10 protein-coding genes and 1 pseudogene are annotated in these 16,685 nt (G+C 71.6%); 8 read left to right on the top strand and 3 right to left on the bottom strand.

Annotated features, from left to right (window positions below; translation table 11 throughout):
- Window positions 1-60 precede the first annotated feature (60 nt).
- Entirely contained in the window at window positions 61-921 is an 861-nt protein-coding gene (gene panB / locus CGL27_RS15340; RefSeq protein ID WP_014060167.1) for a 3-methyl-2-oxobutanoate hydroxymethyltransferase, read from the bottom strand.
- A 220-nt stretch (window positions 922-1,141) separates the two neighbouring features.
- On the opposite strand from panB, the gene CGL27_RS15335 reads away from it, so the two are divergent.
- The 5 genes from CGL27_RS15335 (at window position 1,142) to CGL27_RS15315 (ending at window position 7,162) form a co-directional block, all read left to right on the top strand.
- Window positions 1,142-2,767, top strand: a complete 1,626-nt coding sequence (locus CGL27_RS15335; protein WP_119987413.1) for an MFS transporter — start codon at window positions 1,142-1,144, stop codon at window positions 2,765-2,767.
- On the top strand, window positions 2,764-3,372 hold the full coding sequence (locus CGL27_RS15330) for a TetR/AcrR family transcriptional regulator (RefSeq protein WP_119987410.1): 609 nt from the start codon (window positions 2,764-2,766) through the stop codon (window positions 3,370-3,372). Before CGL27_RS15335 ends, CGL27_RS15330 begins: the two co-directional genes overlap by 4 nt.
- 172 nt (window positions 3,373-3,544) lie before the next feature.
- Window positions 3,545-4,570: an endonuclease/exonuclease/phosphatase family protein gene (locus CGL27_RS15325; protein WP_119987407.1), complete on the top strand. Its 1,026-nt coding sequence runs from the start codon at window positions 3,545-3,547 to the stop codon at window positions 4,568-4,570.
- A gap of 252 nt (window positions 4,571-4,822) precedes the next feature.
- Window positions 4,823-6,028, top strand: a complete 1,206-nt coding sequence (locus tag CGL27_RS15320) for an MFS transporter (protein ID WP_119987404.1) — start codon at window positions 4,823-4,825, stop codon at window positions 6,026-6,028.
- A 357-nt stretch (window positions 6,029-6,385) separates the two neighbouring features.
- Window positions 6,386-7,162 (top strand): alpha/beta fold hydrolase, encoded by a 777-nt coding sequence (locus CGL27_RS15315; protein ID WP_119987402.1) that lies wholly within the window; start codon window positions 6,386-6,388, stop codon window positions 7,160-7,162.
- Window positions 7,163-7,219: 57 nt separating this feature from the next.
- Here CGL27_RS15315 and CGL27_RS15310 read toward each other — a convergent pair whose 3' ends face one another.
- Window positions 7,220-8,974 (bottom strand): NAD+ synthase, encoded by a 1,755-nt coding sequence (locus tag CGL27_RS15310; protein ID WP_119987399.1) that lies wholly within the window; start codon window positions 8,972-8,974, stop codon window positions 7,220-7,222.
- 139 nt (window positions 8,975-9,113) lie between these two features.
- Window positions 9,114-10,757, bottom strand: a complete 1,644-nt coding sequence (locus CGL27_RS15305; RefSeq protein ID WP_119987397.1) for a multicopper oxidase family protein — start codon at window positions 10,755-10,757, stop codon at window positions 9,114-9,116.
- A 424-nt stretch (window positions 10,758-11,181) separates the two neighbouring features.
- Here CGL27_RS15305 and CGL27_RS15300 point away from each other — a divergent pair, with 424 nt between their 5' ends.
- The 3 genes and pseudogenes from CGL27_RS15300 to CGL27_RS15290 all read left to right on the top strand — a co-directional run bounded on the left by CGL27_RS15300 (window position 11,182) and on the right by CGL27_RS15290 (window position 16,633).
- Window positions 11,182-12,543, top strand: a complete 1,362-nt coding sequence (locus tag CGL27_RS15300) for a glutamine synthetase family protein (protein ID WP_078641050.1) — start codon at window positions 11,182-11,184, stop codon at window positions 12,541-12,543.
- An 87-nt stretch (window positions 12,544-12,630) separates the two neighbouring features.
- Window positions 12,631-13,256: pseudogene (locus tag CGL27_RS15295) on the top strand (maleylpyruvate isomerase family mycothiol-dependent enzyme).
- A 119-nt stretch (window positions 13,257-13,375) separates the two neighbouring features.
- Window positions 13,376-16,633 (top strand): bifunctional [glutamine synthetase] adenylyltransferase/[glutamine synthetase]-adenylyl-L-tyrosine phosphorylase, encoded by a 3,258-nt coding sequence (locus tag CGL27_RS15290; RefSeq protein ID WP_119987394.1) that lies wholly within the window; start codon window positions 13,376-13,378, stop codon window positions 16,631-16,633.
- Window positions 16,634-16,685 lie beyond the last annotated feature (52 nt).

Below are 16,685 nucleotides of genomic sequence, written 5' to 3'. Positions count from 1 at the left end.
CGCAGTTCCCCGCGCCCCTTCGGGGCGCCATCGAACCGTAGCGGACTTCTTCTGACCTGCTCAGTGGAAGGAGTGCTCCTCGGCCGGGTAGGCCCCGCCGACGACGTCCTCCGCGAAGGCCCGCGCCGCGTCGCCCAGGCCCTGGCGCAACTGTGCGTACTGCTTGACGAAGCGCGGCACCCGGCCGTCGGTCATGCCCGCCATGTCCGTCCACACCAGGACCTGGGCGTCGCACTCGGATCCGGCGCCGATGCCGATGGTGGGGATGTGCAGCGAGCGGGTCACCTCGGCGGCCAGCTCGGCCGGGACCAGCTCCAGGACGACCGCGAAGGCGCCCGCGTCCTGGACCGCCTTGGCGTCCCGCAGCAACTGCTGGGCCGCCTCCTCGCCGCGCCCCTGGACCGGATAGCCGCCGTAGGCGTTGACGGACTGCGGGGTCAGGCCCACATGCGCCATGACCGGGATGCCGGACTGGACCAGCAGCTCGATCTGCTGGGCGGAGCGCTCCCCGCCCTCCAGCTTCACGGCTCCCACGCCCGCCTCCTTGACCAGGCGGGTGGCGTTGCGCAGCGCCTGCACCGGGCCCTCCTGGTACGAGCCGAAGGGCAGATCGCCGACGACGAGGGCGCGCCGGGTGCCGCGCACCACGGCGGCGGAGAGCAGCGCGATCTCGTCCATGGTGACGGGGACGGTGGACTCATAGCCCAGGTGGCAGTTGCCCATCGAGTCGCCGACCAGCAGCACCGGGATGCCCGCCTGGTCGAAGACGGACGCGGTCATCGCGTCGTAGGCGGTGAGCATCGGCCACTTCTCGGCGCGCTCCTTGGCGGCCGCGATGTCACGGACGGTGATGCGGCGGGAGCTGGTGCCGCCGTAGAGGGCCTTCTCGGACTGCTTCTGCGCAGGACTGACGTGCGTCATCGCTACGGCTCCTGTTCATCATCTCGAGGCGCCCTGACGGCGTCCCCGGACCAACCCCATGCTGGCACGGCTCCTGCCGGGGCGAAAGTGGGCCCGGATCCCCCGGGCGGTGGCCTCGACCACCTTTTCGCGGGCCCTTCTCCGGCCCGTTGGCCAAAGCCTCGCAAAGATCTTCCGATACGATACGGTCTCGTATCGTAAGTCGCCTAGCCTGGGCGGCATGGCCTCCCCATCCAGCACTCAGGGCGCCCCGGACGGGTCCGGCGTCCCCGAGGCGATCTACCGCAGACGCTGGGCGATCCTCGTCGTCCTGATGTTCAGCGTCCTGGTCGTCGTCCTCGACAACTCGATACTCAACGTGGCGATGAAGACGATCGCCTCGCCCAAGCCCACCGGGCTCGGGGCCACCCAGAGCCAGCTCGAGTGGGCGATCAACTCCTACACACTGGTCTTCGCCGGGCTGCTGTTCACCGCGGGGATCCTCGGGGACCGGATCGGCCGTAAGAAGGTCCTGCTCGGCGGGATGGTGGTGTTCGGCGCGGGCTCGGTGCTCGCCGCCTTCTCCGGTTCGCCCGGTGAACTCATCGGCTTCCGGGCGCTCATGGGTCTTGGCGCCGCCTTCGTGATGCCCGCGACCCTCGCCATCCTGGTCAATGTCTTCGAACGCGAGGAACAGGCGAAGGCGATCGGCATCTGGGTCGCCGCGGTGGGGCTGGCCATCGCCATCGGGCCGATCACCGGCGGACTGCTGCTGGAGCACTTCTGGTGGGGTTCGGTCTTCTTCGTCAACGTGCCGATCGTGATCGTCGGACTGATCGCGATGGTGGTGCTCGTCCCCGACTCCAGGGACCCGGCGCCCGGCCGGGTCGACCCGCCGGGCGTGCTGCTGTCCGTCGTCGGGCTCGTGCTGCTGGTCTACGGCATCATCAAGGGCGGCCAGCTCGCCGACTTCACCGACGCCCAGGTGCTGGGCTCCATCGGCACCGGGCTCGCCGTCCTGGTGCTGTTCGTGCTGCACGAGAAGCGCAGCCACCACCCGGCCATCGATATCGGCTACTTCCGCAACCCGGCCTTCTCCGCCGCCATCGCCGCCGTCGCCCTGGTCTTCTTCGCCCTCATGGGCGTGACCTTCTTCATGGTCTTCTACACCCAGAGCGTGCGCGGCTACAGCGCGCTCGAATCCGGGCTGCTGATCCTGCCGCTGGCCGTGGCGCAGTTGATCTTCGCCCCGCGTGCCCGGCTGGTCGTCGAGCGGTTCGGCGCCCGCGCGGTGTGCACCGGCGGCATGCTGCTGGTGGCCGCCACCATGTCGGGGTTCCTGCTGCTGGGCGTGGACACCCCGATCGTCGTGCTGGAGGTGCTGTTCTTCGCCCAGGGCGCCGGAATGGCGCATATCATGCCGCCGGTGACCACCGCGATCATGCAGGCGCTGCCACGCCAGAAGGCCGGCTCCGGCTCTGCGCTCAACAACACCTTCCGGCAGGTCGGCGGCGCGCTCGGGGTCGCCGTGCTCGGCTCGGTGCTCTCCTCCACCTACCGCGAGGGCATCCGGGGCACCCTGGCCGCCGTGCCCGGACTTCCCGACTCCGTACGGCACTCGGCGGGCGAGTCCGTCGAGGCCACCCTGGGGGTCGCCGAGAAGCTGGGGCCCAGGGGCCAGGAGCTGGTGGGCCCCGCGCAGGACGCCTTCGTCCACGCCATGCATGTCACCGCCCTCGGCTCGGCGGGCGTCGCCCTCGTCGGGGCGCTGGTCGTGCTGGCCTTCCTGCCTGGCAAGGGCGCCTCCGGCGAGGCCCCCGACGGCGGGCGGCCGCACCCGCGGAAGGAGGCGTCGGCCGACCGATGACCGCACCGGAGAGCTCCGCGCCCAAACTCCGCGGCCGACCCCGCAGCCTCGCCACCGACGCCGCGATCATCGAGGCCGCGCTGCGGCTGCTGGAGGAGGGCGCCTCGGTCGGCGGGCTGTCGATCGAGGGGATCGCCCGCGAGGCGGGCGTCGGTAAGGCCACCGTGTACCGCCGCTGGCCCGGTAAGGACGCGCTGATGCTCGATGTGCTGCGCTCCCTGGAGGAGCCCAGCCCCGAGCCGGCCGGGGTCTCGGTGCGCGACGACCTCGTCACCGTCCTGGAGTTCATGCGCCGCCGCGGGCTCGCCAAGCGCAACTCCGCCCTGCTGCGCAGCGTCATCACGCAGATGCACGCGCACAAGGAGCTGTGGCGGGCCTACGACGAGAACGTCATAGCGGCCCGCCGCGCGACCCTGCGCGCCGTGCTGCGGCGGGGGCGGGAGAGCGGTGAGATCCGCGCCGATGTGGACCTGGAGCTGCTCGCCGACCTCTTCACCGGCCCGATGCTCGCCCGCGCCATGCTCCACGAGTGGAAGGAACTCCCCGACGGGCTGGCCGAGCGGATCGTCGACACGGTCCTGGACGGGGTCTCCCCACGCCGCTGAGCGGTTTGTGCCTGTTGTGTCACAACACCCCCTCCCGCGCCGGGAGGTGGAACTCCCGGCCGCCGACCCGACGTCCTCGGACGGGAGACGCCCCGGGGGCGTCCGGAAAAGCCCTGGTCATCACCTAGGGTCGTAGCCAAGGCGCGGCAGTTGAGGCAGTGAGGGACGGCGAATGACGCAGGCGTACACACAGGAGACACGACAGCTCGGGGACGCGCCCGGGCGATCGGGCTCCCGGATCGGCCGCCTGCTCCACCGGCTCCGGGACGATCGCGGCATCTGGCGGCGCGGACTGGTGCTGGCGGCGATCGCGATCCTGCTCGCGCTGGTCATGATCTTCCACGCCGAGATCCCCAACCGGGTGGGCAACCTCGGCTCCCTGCTGGAGACCTTCCTGCCGTGGCTGGGCCTGGCCGTGCCGGTGCTGCTGGTGCTCGGCCTGGTGCGGCGGTCGGCGAGCGCCGTGCTCGCGCTGGTGCTGCCCGTCGCCGTCTGGCTGAACCTCTTCGGCGGGCTGATGTTCTCCGACAAGTCCGGCAGCGGCGGCGAGCTGACCGTCGTCACCCACAACGTCAACGCGGAGAACGCCGACCCGACGGGCACCGCGGAGGACGTGGCCGGATCGGGCGCCGATGTGGTGGCGCTGGAGGAGCTGACGGGCGCGGCCGTGCCCACGTACGAGCGGGCCCTGGCGGGCACTTACCGCTACCACACCGTGCAGGGGACGGTGGGGCTGTGGAGCAAGTACCCGCTGTCCGGCACCAAGCCGGTGGACATCAAGCTGGGCTGGACGCGGGCGCTGCGCACCACCGTCGCCACACCGCGCGGTGAGGTCGGTGTCTATGTGGCCCATCTGCCCTCGGTGCGGGTGAAGTTCAACGCGGGCTTCACCGCCGGGCAGCGCGACGCCAGCGCCGAGGCGCTGGGCCAGGCCATCTCCCGGGAGCGGCTCCGCAAGGTGATCCTGCTCGGCGATCTGAACGGCACCATGAACGACCGGGCGCTGGCCCCCGTCACCGCGCAGATGCGGTCCGCCCAGGGCGCGGCGGGCGACGGCTTCGGCTTCAGCTGGCCCGCCTCGTTCCCGATGGCGCGGATCGACCAGATCATGGTGCGGGGCATGGATCCGGTCGCGGCGTGGGCGCTGCCCAAGACCGGCAGCGATCACCTTCCGCTGGCGGCGTCGGTCGACTACTGAGCCTGCGGACGAACCCAGCCGGATGAACTTCGGCGGATGAACCCCGCCGGATGAACCCCGGCGGGTGAACACCGCCAGGTGAACCCTGGCGGATCGACCCTGGCGGGTGAGCCAGCTCACGGTCCATCCGGCGAGATCTTACGTCCTGTTCATCTTGGGGATCTCCTCGGGAACATCCGGCGTGAGAGACTTTGTTCAGCTAGAGAACATACGCATCCTCTGCACGTTTCTCCTTCGTTTGAAAGGTCTCTCATGCCCCTGGCCCTGCTCGCCCTTGCTGTGAGCGCCTTCGGCATTGGTACTACCGAGTTCGTGATGATGGGCTTGCTGCCCAATGTCGCCGGCGATCTGGGCACCTCGGTACCCACGGCCGGATACCTCGTCTCCGCCTATGCCATCGGGGTCGTGGTGGGCGCTCCGCTGCTGACCGCCCTCGGTTCCCGGATCCCGCGCAAGCGGATGCTCGTGTTGCTCATGGCGCTCTTCACGGTGGGCAACCTCGCCTCCGCCCTCGCCCCCAACTTCGGGCTGCTGATCGCGGGCCGGGTGCTCGCCGGGCTGCCCCACGGCGCGTTCTTCGGCGTCGGTGCGGTGGTCGCCTCGCGGCTGGTGTCCGAGGACCGGCGGGCCCGCGCGGTCGCCACCATGTTCCTCGGGCTGACCATCGCCAATATCGTCGGCGTCCCCGTGGCCACCCTGCTCGGCCAGAACCTCGGCTGGCGCGCGACCTTCCTTGTCGTCTCCGCGATCGGCGTGGTCGCCATGGGCGCGCTCGCCCGGCTCGTCCCGCAGGTCTCCCATGAGCAGCAGGGCGGCCTGAGCCAGGAGCTCGGCGCGCTGCGCGACCGGCAGGTCATCCTGGGACTGCTCACCGCCGTCTTCGGCTTCGCCGGGGTCTTCGCCGTCTACAGCTACCTCGCCTCGATGATGACCGAGGTCACCGGGTTCGGTGAGTCGACGGTCACCCTGGTGCTGGCGCTGTTCGGCATCGGCATGACACTGGGCGCCCTGATCGCCGGTCCGCTGACCGACCGGGCGCTGCGGCCGACGCTCTACGGCTCGCTGGCGGCGCTTGCGGTCACGCTCGTGGCCTTCGACTTCACGGTGCATGTGAAGTGGGCCGCGCTGCTGTCGGTCGTGGTGCTGGGCGCGGTCGGCTTCATGACCACCACCCCGCTGCAGATGCTGGTGATGAACAAGGCCCAGCACGCCCCGACGCTGGCCTCCGCCTCCAACCACTCCGCGTTCAACCTGGCCAACGCCGGTGGCGCGTGGCTGGGTGGCGTCGCCATCGCGGCGGGCTGGGGCTGGACCTCCCCGACGCTGGTCGGCGCCGTGCTCGCGGTGATCGGTCTGGCGATCGCGCTGATCGCGGGGCGGACCGACCGGGCCCCGGCGAGCGGCTCGCGGGTCGTCGCGAGCAGCGAGTCGATGCCGCACCTGTCCGAGGTGAGCTGAGCTACGGGGGGTCCGGCGGATCTGTCCCCTCCCCGCCCCTTCCCGAAACCGGGGCCCGGCCCCGGGCCCCGGTGGGGGCTCCGCCGCAGACCCTGGTGGGGGCTCCGCCGCAGACCCTGGTGGGGGCTCCGCCTCGGGCCCTGGTGGGGGCTCCGCCCCGGACCCCGGCCGGGGCTCCGCCCCTGGGCTCCGCTCCTGAAGCGCCGGAGGGGCTGGATTGGCTCAGACGAGGCCCCCGCCATCCGGCGGGGGCCTTTTCCGTTGCCGGGGCGCCCCGGATCCCGTCTCGCTTGACTTTGACACCGATGTGAGGCTCTAGCGTCCCGGTCATCAGCCGCGAGACGAAGGACACCACTGATGACCAGCACCTCACCCCTGGCCCGCATCGTCCGGGGTACCGGACCCGGGCTGCTGCTCGCCCACGGCGGGACCGGCTCCATCGACGGAAACTACGGCCCGATCCTGGACGGCCTCGCCGAGCGCCACCGCGTGGTCGGCCCCGATTACCCCGGCTCCGGCCGCACCCCGCGCGCGAGCGGGCCGCTGGACCTGGACACCCTCGCCGACCAGTTGGTGGCCGCCGCCGTCGAGGAGGGTCTGGACACCTTCGCCATCGCCGGATACTCCCTCGGCGGTCCGGTCGCCCTGCGCGCCGCCACCCGCCATCCGGAGCGGGTCACCGCCCTGGTCCTGACCGCGACCTTCGCCCGCCCCAGCGCCCGGATGCGGCTCCTGGTCGAGGAATGGCTGCGCCATCTGCGCTCGGACGACCAGGAGGCGGCGGCCCGCTGGGCGGCGCTCATCGGCGCGGGCGCGCCGTATCTGGACCGGATGACCCCCGAGCAGCTCGACATGGTGATCAAGGGTGCCCGGGCCTCCGTACCGCCCGGCGCGATCGACCAGGTCGAACTGGTCGGCCGGGTCGACGTCCGGGAGGACCTGGGCCGGATCCGGGTGCCCACCCTGGTGATCTCCACGACGCTGGACACGATGGCGACGCCGTACCACCACCGCCAGGTCGCGGACGCGATCCCCGGCGCGCGCTTCGTCGAGCTGGAGTCGGGCCACCTGCCGTTCGTGGAGGCGCCCGCTGAGTGGCTGGGCCTGATCAGGGCGTTCCTGGACGCCCAGTAAGTACGCCCATTACGCCCAGTAGAACCAGGCGTAGCCCACAGGGCCCCGCCCACCGGCTCAGGTGCGCTCGCGCCAGCGGTTGGTGATGGGCAGCCGGCGGTCCTTGCCGAAGCCCTTCGCGGAGATCTTCGTGCCCGGCGGGTACTGCCGGCGCTTGTACTCGGCGGTGTCCACGAGCCGCAGGATCCGGGTCACCAGCGGATCGTCGTACCCCGCCGCCACGATGTCCTTACGTCCCTGGTCACGGTCGACGTACAGCTCCAGGATCCGGTCCAGGACCTCGTAGTCGGGGAGCGAGTCGGTGTCGACCTGGCCGGGGCGCAGCTCGGCGCTCGGCGGCTTGGTGATCGAGTTCTCGGGGATGGGCGGGGTCTGGCCCCGCTCTTCCGCCGCGCGGTTACGCCATTTCGCCAGGCGGAAGACGGAGGTCTTGTAGACGTCCTTGATCGGGCCGTACGCGCCGACCGAGTCCCCGTAGAGCGTGGAGTAGCCGCAGGCCAGCTCGGACTTGTTGCCGGGGGCGAGGACGATATGGCCCTCCTGGTTGGAGATCGCCATCAGCATCGTGCCGCGCAGCCGCGACTGCAGGTTCTCCTCGGCCAGCCCGGTGAGCTGCAGGGAGTCCATATAGGCGTCGAACATCGGGGCGATCGAGACCGTGCGGAAGTTGAGCCCGGTGCGCCGCGCCAGCTCGGTGGCGTCGGCGACGGAGTGCTCGGAGGAGTAGCGCGAGGGCATCGCGACGCCGTACACGTTCTGCGCGCCGACCGCGTCACAGGCGAGGGCGGCCACCAGCGCGGAGTCGATCCCGCCGGAGAGTCCGATCAGCACACTGCGGAAGCCGTTCTTCGCCGCGTAGGCCCGCAGCCCCACGACCAGCGCCGTGTAGACCTCCTCGTCGTCGCCGAGCCGCTCGGCCTCGCCGCCCGCGAGCTCCGGCTGGTAACCAGGCAGCGGGTCGGGGGAGAGGGTGACATGGTCGATGCGCAGCCCGTCGTCCACGACCCCTTCGGGGACGGAGTCCGGGTCGGCGGCGGGCAGCTCGAGGTCGAGCAGCACACAGCCCTCGGCGAACTGCGGGGCGCGCGCGATGACTTCGCCGTCCCGGTCCACGACGATCGAGTCGCCGTCGAAGACCAGCTCGTCCTGGCCGCCGATCATCGCCAGATACGCGGTGGTGCAGCCCGCCTCCTGGGCCCGCTTGCGCACCAGGTCCAGCCGGGTGTCGTCCTTCTCCCGCTCGTACGGCGAAGCGTTGATCGACAGCAGCAGCCCGGCCCCCGCCGAGCAGCTCGCCGGCACCCGGCCGCCGTCCTGCCACAGGTCCTCGCAGATGGCGAGCGCGACGTCGATGCCGTGGACGCGCACCATGGGCAGGGTGTCGCCGGGCACGAAGTAGCGGAACTCGTCGAAGACGCCGTAGTTCGGCAGATGGTGCTTGGCGAACGTCAGCGCGACCGTGCCGCGGTGCAGCACGGCGCCCGCGTTCTGCGGTGAGCCGGCCGGCTGGCCGTAGCGCCGGGCGCGCTCGCTGCGGTCGAGATAGCCGACGACCACCGGCAGCTCGCCCAGCCCCTCGGCGTTCAGCCGCTCGGCGAGTGAGTGCAGGGCCGCGCGCGACGCCTCGACGAAGGACGAGCGCAGCGCCAGGTCCTCGACGGGGTAGCCGGTCAGCACCATCTCGGGGAACGCCACCAGATGGGCGCCCTGCTCGGCGGAGTGCCGGGTCCAGTGGAGTATCGACTCGGTGTTGCCGTCGAGGTCTCCGACGGTCGAGTCGATCTGGTTCAGAGCGAGGCGAAGTTGAGGCACGCGCCCAGTGTAATCGTCTGTCTGACGCGATAGCCGGGGGTGTCTCCCTTCTCACGCTTCTCACGCCCGACGGCGGCGCCGGGGCGGACCCTGCCCGGCCCCTTCGCCTCCGGGGGCCGGGCCGTCCCGGACGCCGCGGCTACTTCTGGTAACCGAGGATGGTCATCATCCCGGACTCCGAGTGGTAGACGTTGTGGCAGTGGACCATCCACAGCCCCGGATTGTCGGCGTCGAGATCCACGCTCACCTTGTGGTGCGGCCGCAGGATCGTGGTGTCCTTACGGGGGCCGCCGTCCGGCAGCCCGAAGGTGTGGCCGTGCAGATGCATCGGATGCCACATGTCGGTGCCGTTGATGAAGGAGATCCGCACCCGCTCACCGGCCCGCACCGGATAGCGCTGAGTGGGGTCGTACGGCCGGCCGTTGATCGCCCAGTCGTAGCGCCGCATCGAGCCGGTGAGCCGCATCCGGATGATCCGGTCGGGCTCCTTGGGTGCCAGGCGTACGTCCTCCGCCGCCTTCAGCCGGTCCGCGGTGAGCAGCTCGCCGTCCAGCTCCTTGGGGCGCGGGAACTTCACGGGGCTCTTGCCGCGGGTGCGCAGCACCGCCATCGCGGAGCGCCCCTTGCCCTCGGCGAGGACGGCGAGCGGGAAGACCCCGTCCTTGACGGTGACCAGCACGTCGTAGCGCTCGCCCATGCCCAGCAGCAGCGCGTCCGTCTTGGCCGGTACGACGGGGTAGCCGTCGGTGTGGGTGACGGTCATCCGGTGGCCGCCGAGGGCGACGCGGAAGGCGGTGTCGCCGCCCGCGTTGATGAGGCGGATGCGGATCCGGTCGCCGCGCTTGGCGCGGAAGACCTGCGGGGACTCCGGGGTGCGGCCGTTGACCAGGTAGTAGGGGTAGGTGACATCGCCCGCGTGGCCGCCCAGCAGCTCGCTCTCCATGGGCGCGGCGGGCGCGGCCTTCTTCGGCGCCGCGGGACGGGCCGCGCCGCGCTTCGCGGCGCCCGCGGCCGTGCCTTTGGCCGCGCCCTTGGCGGCTCGTTTGCCGCCGTCCCCCATGGAGTGGCCGCCCCTGCCGCCGCCCAGCCGTTCGAGCTCCGTGTCCGGGGTGCGACCGCCCACCCCGTCGAGCCAGTCGTCGAGGACGACGACCCACTCCTTGTCGTACTTCAGCGGCTCCTTCGGGTCCTCCACGATCAGCGGTGCGTACAGCCCCCGGTCGAGCTGGACGCCCGAGTGCGGATGGACCCAGTAGGTGCCCGGGTAGTACGCGGTGAAGCGGTAGTCGAAGGTGGCGCCGGTCTTGACCGGCCGCTGGGTCACCCCCGGGACGCCGTCCATGTCGTTGCGCAGCCGGATGCCGTGCCAGTGCAGCGTGGTGGGCTGCGGCAGGTTGTTGGCGAGGGTGAGGGCGATCGTGTCGCCCGCGGTCACCCGGATCTCCTGGCCCGGCACCTGGTCCTCGTACGCCCAGGACGCCACCTTGCGGGCGCCGATGTCCAGGGTGGTCGCGGTGGCGGTGAGCCGGAACGTCCGCACTGGGCCGGGGCCCCGCCGCTGTTCGGTCGCGGCGACCTCCGGCCCGTGGGGGGAGACATACTCCGGCGGGGCGTCCTCCGCGGGCGCGCCGGCCCGGGCGGGGGCGCCCATCGTGTTGCTGTCCATACCGTCGCGGCCCGCGGCCCGGGGGTGGGGGCCGGGGGAGCCACAGGCCGCGAGCAGACCGCTGCCCGCGGCGGCGATGCCTGTGCCGAGCACGGCACGGCGAGTCTTTTCGTGCATGAGTCGGTACCCCAATGCTGATGTGTGCCGGATGCGTGAGGGTCGGCGCGTCCGCCGCCCCGCCGGAAGGGCGGGCGGCCGACGCGCCGCTCTATGCGACGCATCAGCGGTCGGCTGTGGGGTGAGGGGCTCTGGTACACCGCCGCCTCCATCTGACCGTTCAGATCATCTGACCGTTTGATCATCGTGATAGTCGGCACACTACCCCCAAGGGGTATGGAGCTCCCGCAGGCGCCACGGTGGGCGCGGAACGCCCGGGGCCGGGACCGGCTGGGTGAAAGTACGATGCACACATCGTGGTGAGCTGAGGGGAGACCGGAGAGCCCGGACGAAACCTCCGTGTAATCCCACCGCGTGATACTGGGCTGCGGAAGGTGCCCCGCGCCCGCGAAAAGAGCCGTTTGACCTGCAAGGATAGGGGACCATGGATAAGCAGCAGGAGTTCGTGCTCCGCACACTCGAAGAGCGCGACATCCGGTTCGTGCGGCTCTGGTTCACCGATGTGCTCGGCTTCCTGAAGTCCGTGGCCGTCGCGCCGGCCGAACTCGAGGGCGCCTTCGACGAAGGCATCGGCTTCGACGGCTCCGCGATCGAGGGCTTCGCCCGTGTCTACGAATCCGACATGATCGCCAAGCCGGACCCCGGGACGTTCCAGATCCTGCCCTGGCGCGCCGAGGCCCCCGGGACCGCCCGGATGTTCTGCGACATCCTGATGCCGGACGGCTCACCGTCCTTCGCGGACCCCCGCTTCGTCCTCAAGCGCATCCTCGCCAAGACCTCCGACCTCGGCTTCACCTTCTACACCCATCCCGAGATCGAGTTCTTCCTGCTCAACCAGAAGCCGGTGGACGGCACCCGCCCGGTGCCCGCCGACTCCTCCGGCTACTTCGACCACACCCCGCAGAACATCGGCATGGACTTCCGCCGCCAGGCGATCACCATGCTCGAATCGATGGGCATCTCGGTCGAGTTCTCCCACCACGAGGGCGCCCCCGGCCAGCAGGAGATCGATCTGCGCTACGCCGACGCGCTCTCCACCGCCGACAACATCATGACCTTCCGCCTGGTCATGAAGCAGGTCGCGCTGGAGCAGGGCGTACAGGCCACGTTCATGCCCAAGCCGTTCTCCGAATTCCCCGGCTCGGGCATGCACACCCACCTCTCCCTCTTCGAGGGCGACCGCAACGCCTTCTACGAGTCCGGCTCCGAGTTCCAGCTCTCGAAGGTGGGCCGCTCCTTCATCGCGGGGCTGCTCCGCCACGCCGGGGAGATCTCCGCCGTGACCAACCAGTGGGTCAACTCCTACAAGCGCATCTGGGGCGGCTCCAAGCGCACCGCCGGCGCGGGCGGCGAGGCCCCCTCCTACATCTGCTGGGGCCACAACAACCGCTCCGCCCTCGTCCGCGTCCCCCTCTACAAGCCCGGCAAGACCGGCTCCACCCGCATCGAGGTCCGCTCCCTGGACACCGGCGCCAACCCCTACCTGGCCTACGCGGTGCTGCTCGCGGCCGGGCTCAAGGGCATCGAGGGCGGCTACGAACTCCCGGCCGGCGCCGACGACGACGTCTGGGCCCTCTCCGACGCCGAGCGCCGCTCCCTCGGCATCGAGCCCCTGCCGCAGAACCTGGGCGAGGCGATCGACCTGATGGAGCGCAGCGAACTGGTCGCGGAGACGCTCGGGGAGCATGTCTTCGACTTCTTCCTCCGGAACAAGAAGCAGGAGTGGGAGGAGTACCGCTCCGAGGTCACCCCCTTCGAGCTGCGGAAGATGCTGCCCGTTCTCTGATCTCCCCACGTCCGATAACTGTCGCTTCTGGTTGCGAGAACCATGAGCTCTTGGACTTATGGCAGCACTGCCGAAACCCTTGAGCTCATGGATCTCGTGGACATCAGAAGAGCGATCGCGGCCGAACGCCGGGAGCTGGCGGACCTGTTGGACACTCTGACGGCCGAGCAGTGGGACGCGCCCAGCCTGTGTGCGGGGTGGCGGGTGCGGGAGGTCGCGGCGCATATGTCCATGGGGTTCCGGTATCCGCTGCCCGCGGTGCTGTGGGAGCTGACCAAGGCGCGCGGCGGCCTTCACCGGATGACCGACCGGCTCGCCCGTAAGGACGCGGCCACCGCCTCGACCGGCGAACTGGCCGCGTTCCTCAGGGACCACGCCGACCACCCTTGGAAGCCGCCGGTCGGCGGGATCGAGACGGCGCTGGGCCACGATGTGATCCACGGCCTGGACATCACCGTCGCGCTCGGGATCGACCGCCGGGTCCCCGAGGAGCGGCTTCGCGTCCTGCTGGGGACGGTCAGCCCCAAGAGCCTGAAGTTCTTCGGGGCCGACCTCGACGGGGTCCGGCTCCGCGCCGACGACCTCGACTGGTCCTACGGCACCGGCGACGAGCTGACCGGCGCGCCCAGGACCTTCTCCTGGTCGCCTACGGCCGCAGGCTCCCGACGGGCCGTCTCCACGGTGAGCCGCGGGCCCGTTTCGTCGTCGCCTGACCCCGCTCGGACCTGCCGCTTCGCCCTCGGGGTCGCTTAGGCTCGTCAGCGGCGCCTTTGATCACCGGTGTGCGCGTGGTCGAACGGCGCGGAGTCGACCAGGGACGGGAGGCGGCGGGATGTCCGTACCGCAGGGACGCAGGAGCAGCAATGTCACCCGGCTGCTGCGGCACGGTTTCACCGACGCCTCGGCCGCCCAGCGGCTGCTGGACGCGCCCGAGCTGGCCGCGGTGCGCAGCGATTCGGTGCTGTTGGAGGCGCTCGGCGCGACCGCCGACCCGGATCTGGCGCTGCTCGGGCTCGTACGGCTCGTCGAGGCGCTGCCCGAGGAGGAGGCGGCGAAGGGGAAGGACGGCGCGGGGGAGAACGGCGGGCAGCGGGCCGGTTCGCGGCAGGCGCTGCTGGACACCCTCGTCACCGCCAAACCGCTGCGCGACCGGCTGCTCGGGGTGCTCGGCGCCTCCGAGGCGCTGGGCGACCACCTCGCCCGCCATCCGGGGGACTGGCACGCCCTGGTGACGTATGAGTCGGTCGATCTGCATCCGGCCACCCCCGAGTTCGAGCGGGCCCTGGCCGAGGGGGTCTGGGGCGCGCCCGGGGCGGGGCTGCCCCGGGCCGACGCGTTGCGCGTCGCCTACCGCCGGGCGCTGCTGGCCATCGCGGCCCGCGATGTGTGCGGCACCATCGACATCACCCAGACGGCCGCGGAGCTGGCCGACCTGGCGACCGCGACGCTGCGGGCCGCGCTGGAGATCGCGGCCGAGGAGCAGCCGCAGGACGCCGCCGCCTGCAAGCTGGCCGTGATCGGCATGGGCAAATGCGGCGGCCGCGAGCTCAATTACGTCTCCGATGTGGACGTGATCTTCGTGGCGGAGGCGGTCGAGGGGGTCCAGGAGGACGAGGCGGTGCGGGCCGCCACCCGGCTCGCCTCCCGGCTGATGCGCGTCTGCTCCGATGTCACCGTCGAGGGCACCATCTGGCCCGTGGACGCCAACCTCCGCCCCGAGGGGCGCAACGGTCCGCTGGTGCGGACCCTCTCCAGCCATCTGGCGTACTACCAGCGCTGGGCCAAGACCTGGGAGTTCCAGGCGCTGCTGAAGGCCCGTCCGATGGCGGGCGACGCCGCGCTCGGCCAGGCGTATGTGGACGCCCTCGCGCCGATGGTCTGGCAGGCCGTCGAGCGCGAGAACTTCATCCCCGATGTGCAGCAGATGCGCCGCCGGGTGGTCGAGAACATCCCCGTCGCCGAGGTCGACCGCGAGCTCAAGCTGGGCCCCGGGGGGCTGCGCGACGTCGAGTTCGCCGTCCAGCTACTGCAGTTGGTGCACGGGCGGTCCGATGAGTCGCTGCGCAGCGGTACGACGCTGGACGCGCTCGCGGCCCTGGCCGCGGGCGGCTATGTGGGGCGCACCGACGCCGCCGCGCTCGACGCCGCGTACCGCTTTCTGCGCACCATGGAGCACCGCCTCCAGCTCTACCGGCTGCGCCGCACCCATCTGATGCCCGAGGGCGAGGCCGATCAGCGCCGCCTCGGCCGGTCGCTGGGGTTCCGCACCGAGCCGGTGACCGAACTGGGCACCGCCTGGCGGCGGCACGCCCGCGAAGTGCGGCGGCTGCACGAGAAGCTCTTCTACCGGCCGCTGCTGGACGCCGTCGCCCAGCTCCAGCCCGGCGAGATCCGGCTCAGCCCCAAGGCGGCCGGTCAGCGCCTCACGGCCCTGGGGTACGCGGACCCGGCCGGTGCACTGCGCCATCTGGAGGCGCTGGCGTCCGGTGTGACCCGAAAAGCCGCGATTCAGCGTACGTTGCTGCCTGTGCTGCTGGGCTGGTTCGCCGATTCCGCCGACCCGGATGCCGGGCTGCTGGGCTTCCGCAAGGTCTCGGACGCGCTCGGCAAGACCCCTTGGTATCTGCGGCTGCTGCGCGACGAGGGCGCCGCCGCCGAGAACCTGGCCCGGGTGCTCTCCGCCGGGCGGCTCGCCCCCGATCTGCTGCTGCGCGCCCCCGAGGCGGTCGCCCTGCTCGGCGACCCGGAGGGGCTGCGCCCGCGCGGCCGGGCCCATCTGGAACAGGAAGTGCTGGCCGCCGTCGGCCGCGCCGACGGCGCCGAACAGGCGGTCGCGGTGGCCCGCGGGGTGCGGCGGCGCGAGATGTTCCGTACGGCGGCCGCGGACGTCATCGAAAGCGCCCGGCTGGCCAACGGCGAGGTGCGCCCGACCGTGAGCTGGCCGCTGTCGGACGAGCGGACGCCGGGCCGGGCCACGGGACCGGCGGCGACGGCGCCCGCCGCCTCGCCGGGCAAGACCCCCGAGGTCCCCAGCGCGCTGCGGGAATCCGAACCCCATATGCCGGCCCGGCCCGCCGTCCCCGCCGTCTCCGCCGCCGAACCGCCCGTGGACGCCGCCGCGCTGATCGACATGGTCGGCGACGCCCTCTCCGATCTGAACGCCGCGACCCTCGCCGGCGCCCTGCGCGCCGCCGTCCGCGACACCTGGGGCGATGAGCTGCCGACCCGCTTCGCCGTCATCGGCCTCGGCCGCTTCGGCGGCCATGAGCTCAGCTACGGCTCCGACGCGGATGTGCTCTTCGTCCACGAGCCGCGCGAGGGGGCCGAGGAACAGGAGGCCGCCCGCGCCGCCTTCGCCGTGGCCAACGAGATGCGACGGCTGCTCCAGCTCCCCACCGCCGACCCGCCCCTGCTCATCGACGCCGATCTGCGCCCCGAGGGCAAGTCCGGGCCACTGGTGCGCACGCTGGGCTCGTACGCCGCCTACTACCGCCGCTGGGCGCTGGTGTGGGAGAGCCAGGCGCTGCTGCGCGCCGAGCCGATGGCGGGCGACCCCGGGCTCGGCCGGCGGTTCATCGAGCTGATCGATCCGCTGCGGTATCCGGCCGAGGGGCTGGGCGAGGACGCGATCCGCGAGATCCGGCGGCTCAAGGCCCGGATGGAGTCCGAGCGGCTGCCGCGCGGGGCCGACCCCACCACCCACGCCAAGCTGGGCCGGGGCGGTCTCAGCGATGTCGAGTGGACCGTCCAGCTGCTCCAGATGCGGCACGGCTGGGCCGAGCCCGGACTGCGCACCACCCGCACCCGCGAGGCCCTGGCCGCCGCCCACGCCGCCGAGCTGATCTCCACCGAGGACGCCCAGACCCTGGATGAGGCATGGGTCCTCGCCAGCCGCGTCCGCAACGCCGTCATGCTGGTCCGCGGCCGCGCAGGCGACACCTTCCCCACGGACGTCCGCGAACTGGCCGCCGTGGGCCGCTACCTGGGCTACGGCCCCGGCCACGTCGGCGAGATGCTGGACGACTACCGCCGCACCACCCGCCGGGCGCGGGCGGTGGTGGAACGGCTCTTCTACGACTACGAGAGCTGATACGGGGCCGGGGCCGGGCTGGGTGGCCCTTGGTGCCCAGCCCTGCCCCTGC

It is taken from the genome of Streptomyces sp. 11-1-2 (assembly GCF_003595545.1).
Lineage (GTDB): Bacteria > Actinomycetota > Actinomycetes > Streptomycetales > Streptomycetaceae > Streptomyces > Streptomyces hygroscopicus_B.
Note: the sequence above shows the minus strand (reverse complement) of the source record. Positions and strands in the feature narration are given on the sequence as shown.

Excerpts from the sequence above, each read along its gene's own strand:
- CGL27_RS15320 (WP_119987404.1), top strand. The coding sequence starts at position 4,823 with ATGCCCCTGGCCCTGCTCGCCCTTGCTGTGAGCGCCTTCGGCATTGGT.
- CGL27_RS15325 (WP_119987407.1), top strand. The coding sequence starts at position 3,545 with ATGACGCAGGCGTACACACAGGAGACACGACAGCTCGGGGACGCGCCC.
- CGL27_RS15330 (WP_119987410.1), top strand. The coding sequence starts at position 2,764 with ATGACCGCACCGGAGAGCTCCGCGCCCAAACTCCGCGGCCGACCCCGC.
- CGL27_RS15300 (WP_078641050.1), top strand. The coding sequence starts at position 11,182 with ATGGATAAGCAGCAGGAGTTCGTGCTCCGCACACTCGAAGAGCGCGAC.
- CGL27_RS15335 (WP_119987413.1), top strand. The coding sequence starts at position 1,142 with ATGGCCTCCCCATCCAGCACTCAGGGCGCCCCGGACGGGTCCGGCGTC.
- CGL27_RS15290 (WP_119987394.1), top strand. The coding sequence starts at position 13,376 with ATGTCCGTACCGCAGGGACGCAGGAGCAGCAATGTCACCCGGCTGCTG.
- panB (WP_014060167.1), bottom strand. The coding sequence starts at position 921 with ATGACGCACGTCAGTCCTGCGCAGAAGCAGTCCGAGAAGGCCCTCTAC.
- CGL27_RS15305 (WP_119987397.1), bottom strand. The coding sequence starts at position 10,757 with ATGCACGAAAAGACTCGCCGTGCCGTGCTCGGCACAGGCATCGCCGCC.
- CGL27_RS15315 (WP_119987402.1), top strand. The coding sequence starts at position 6,386 with ATGACCAGCACCTCACCCCTGGCCCGCATCGTCCGGGGTACCGGACCC.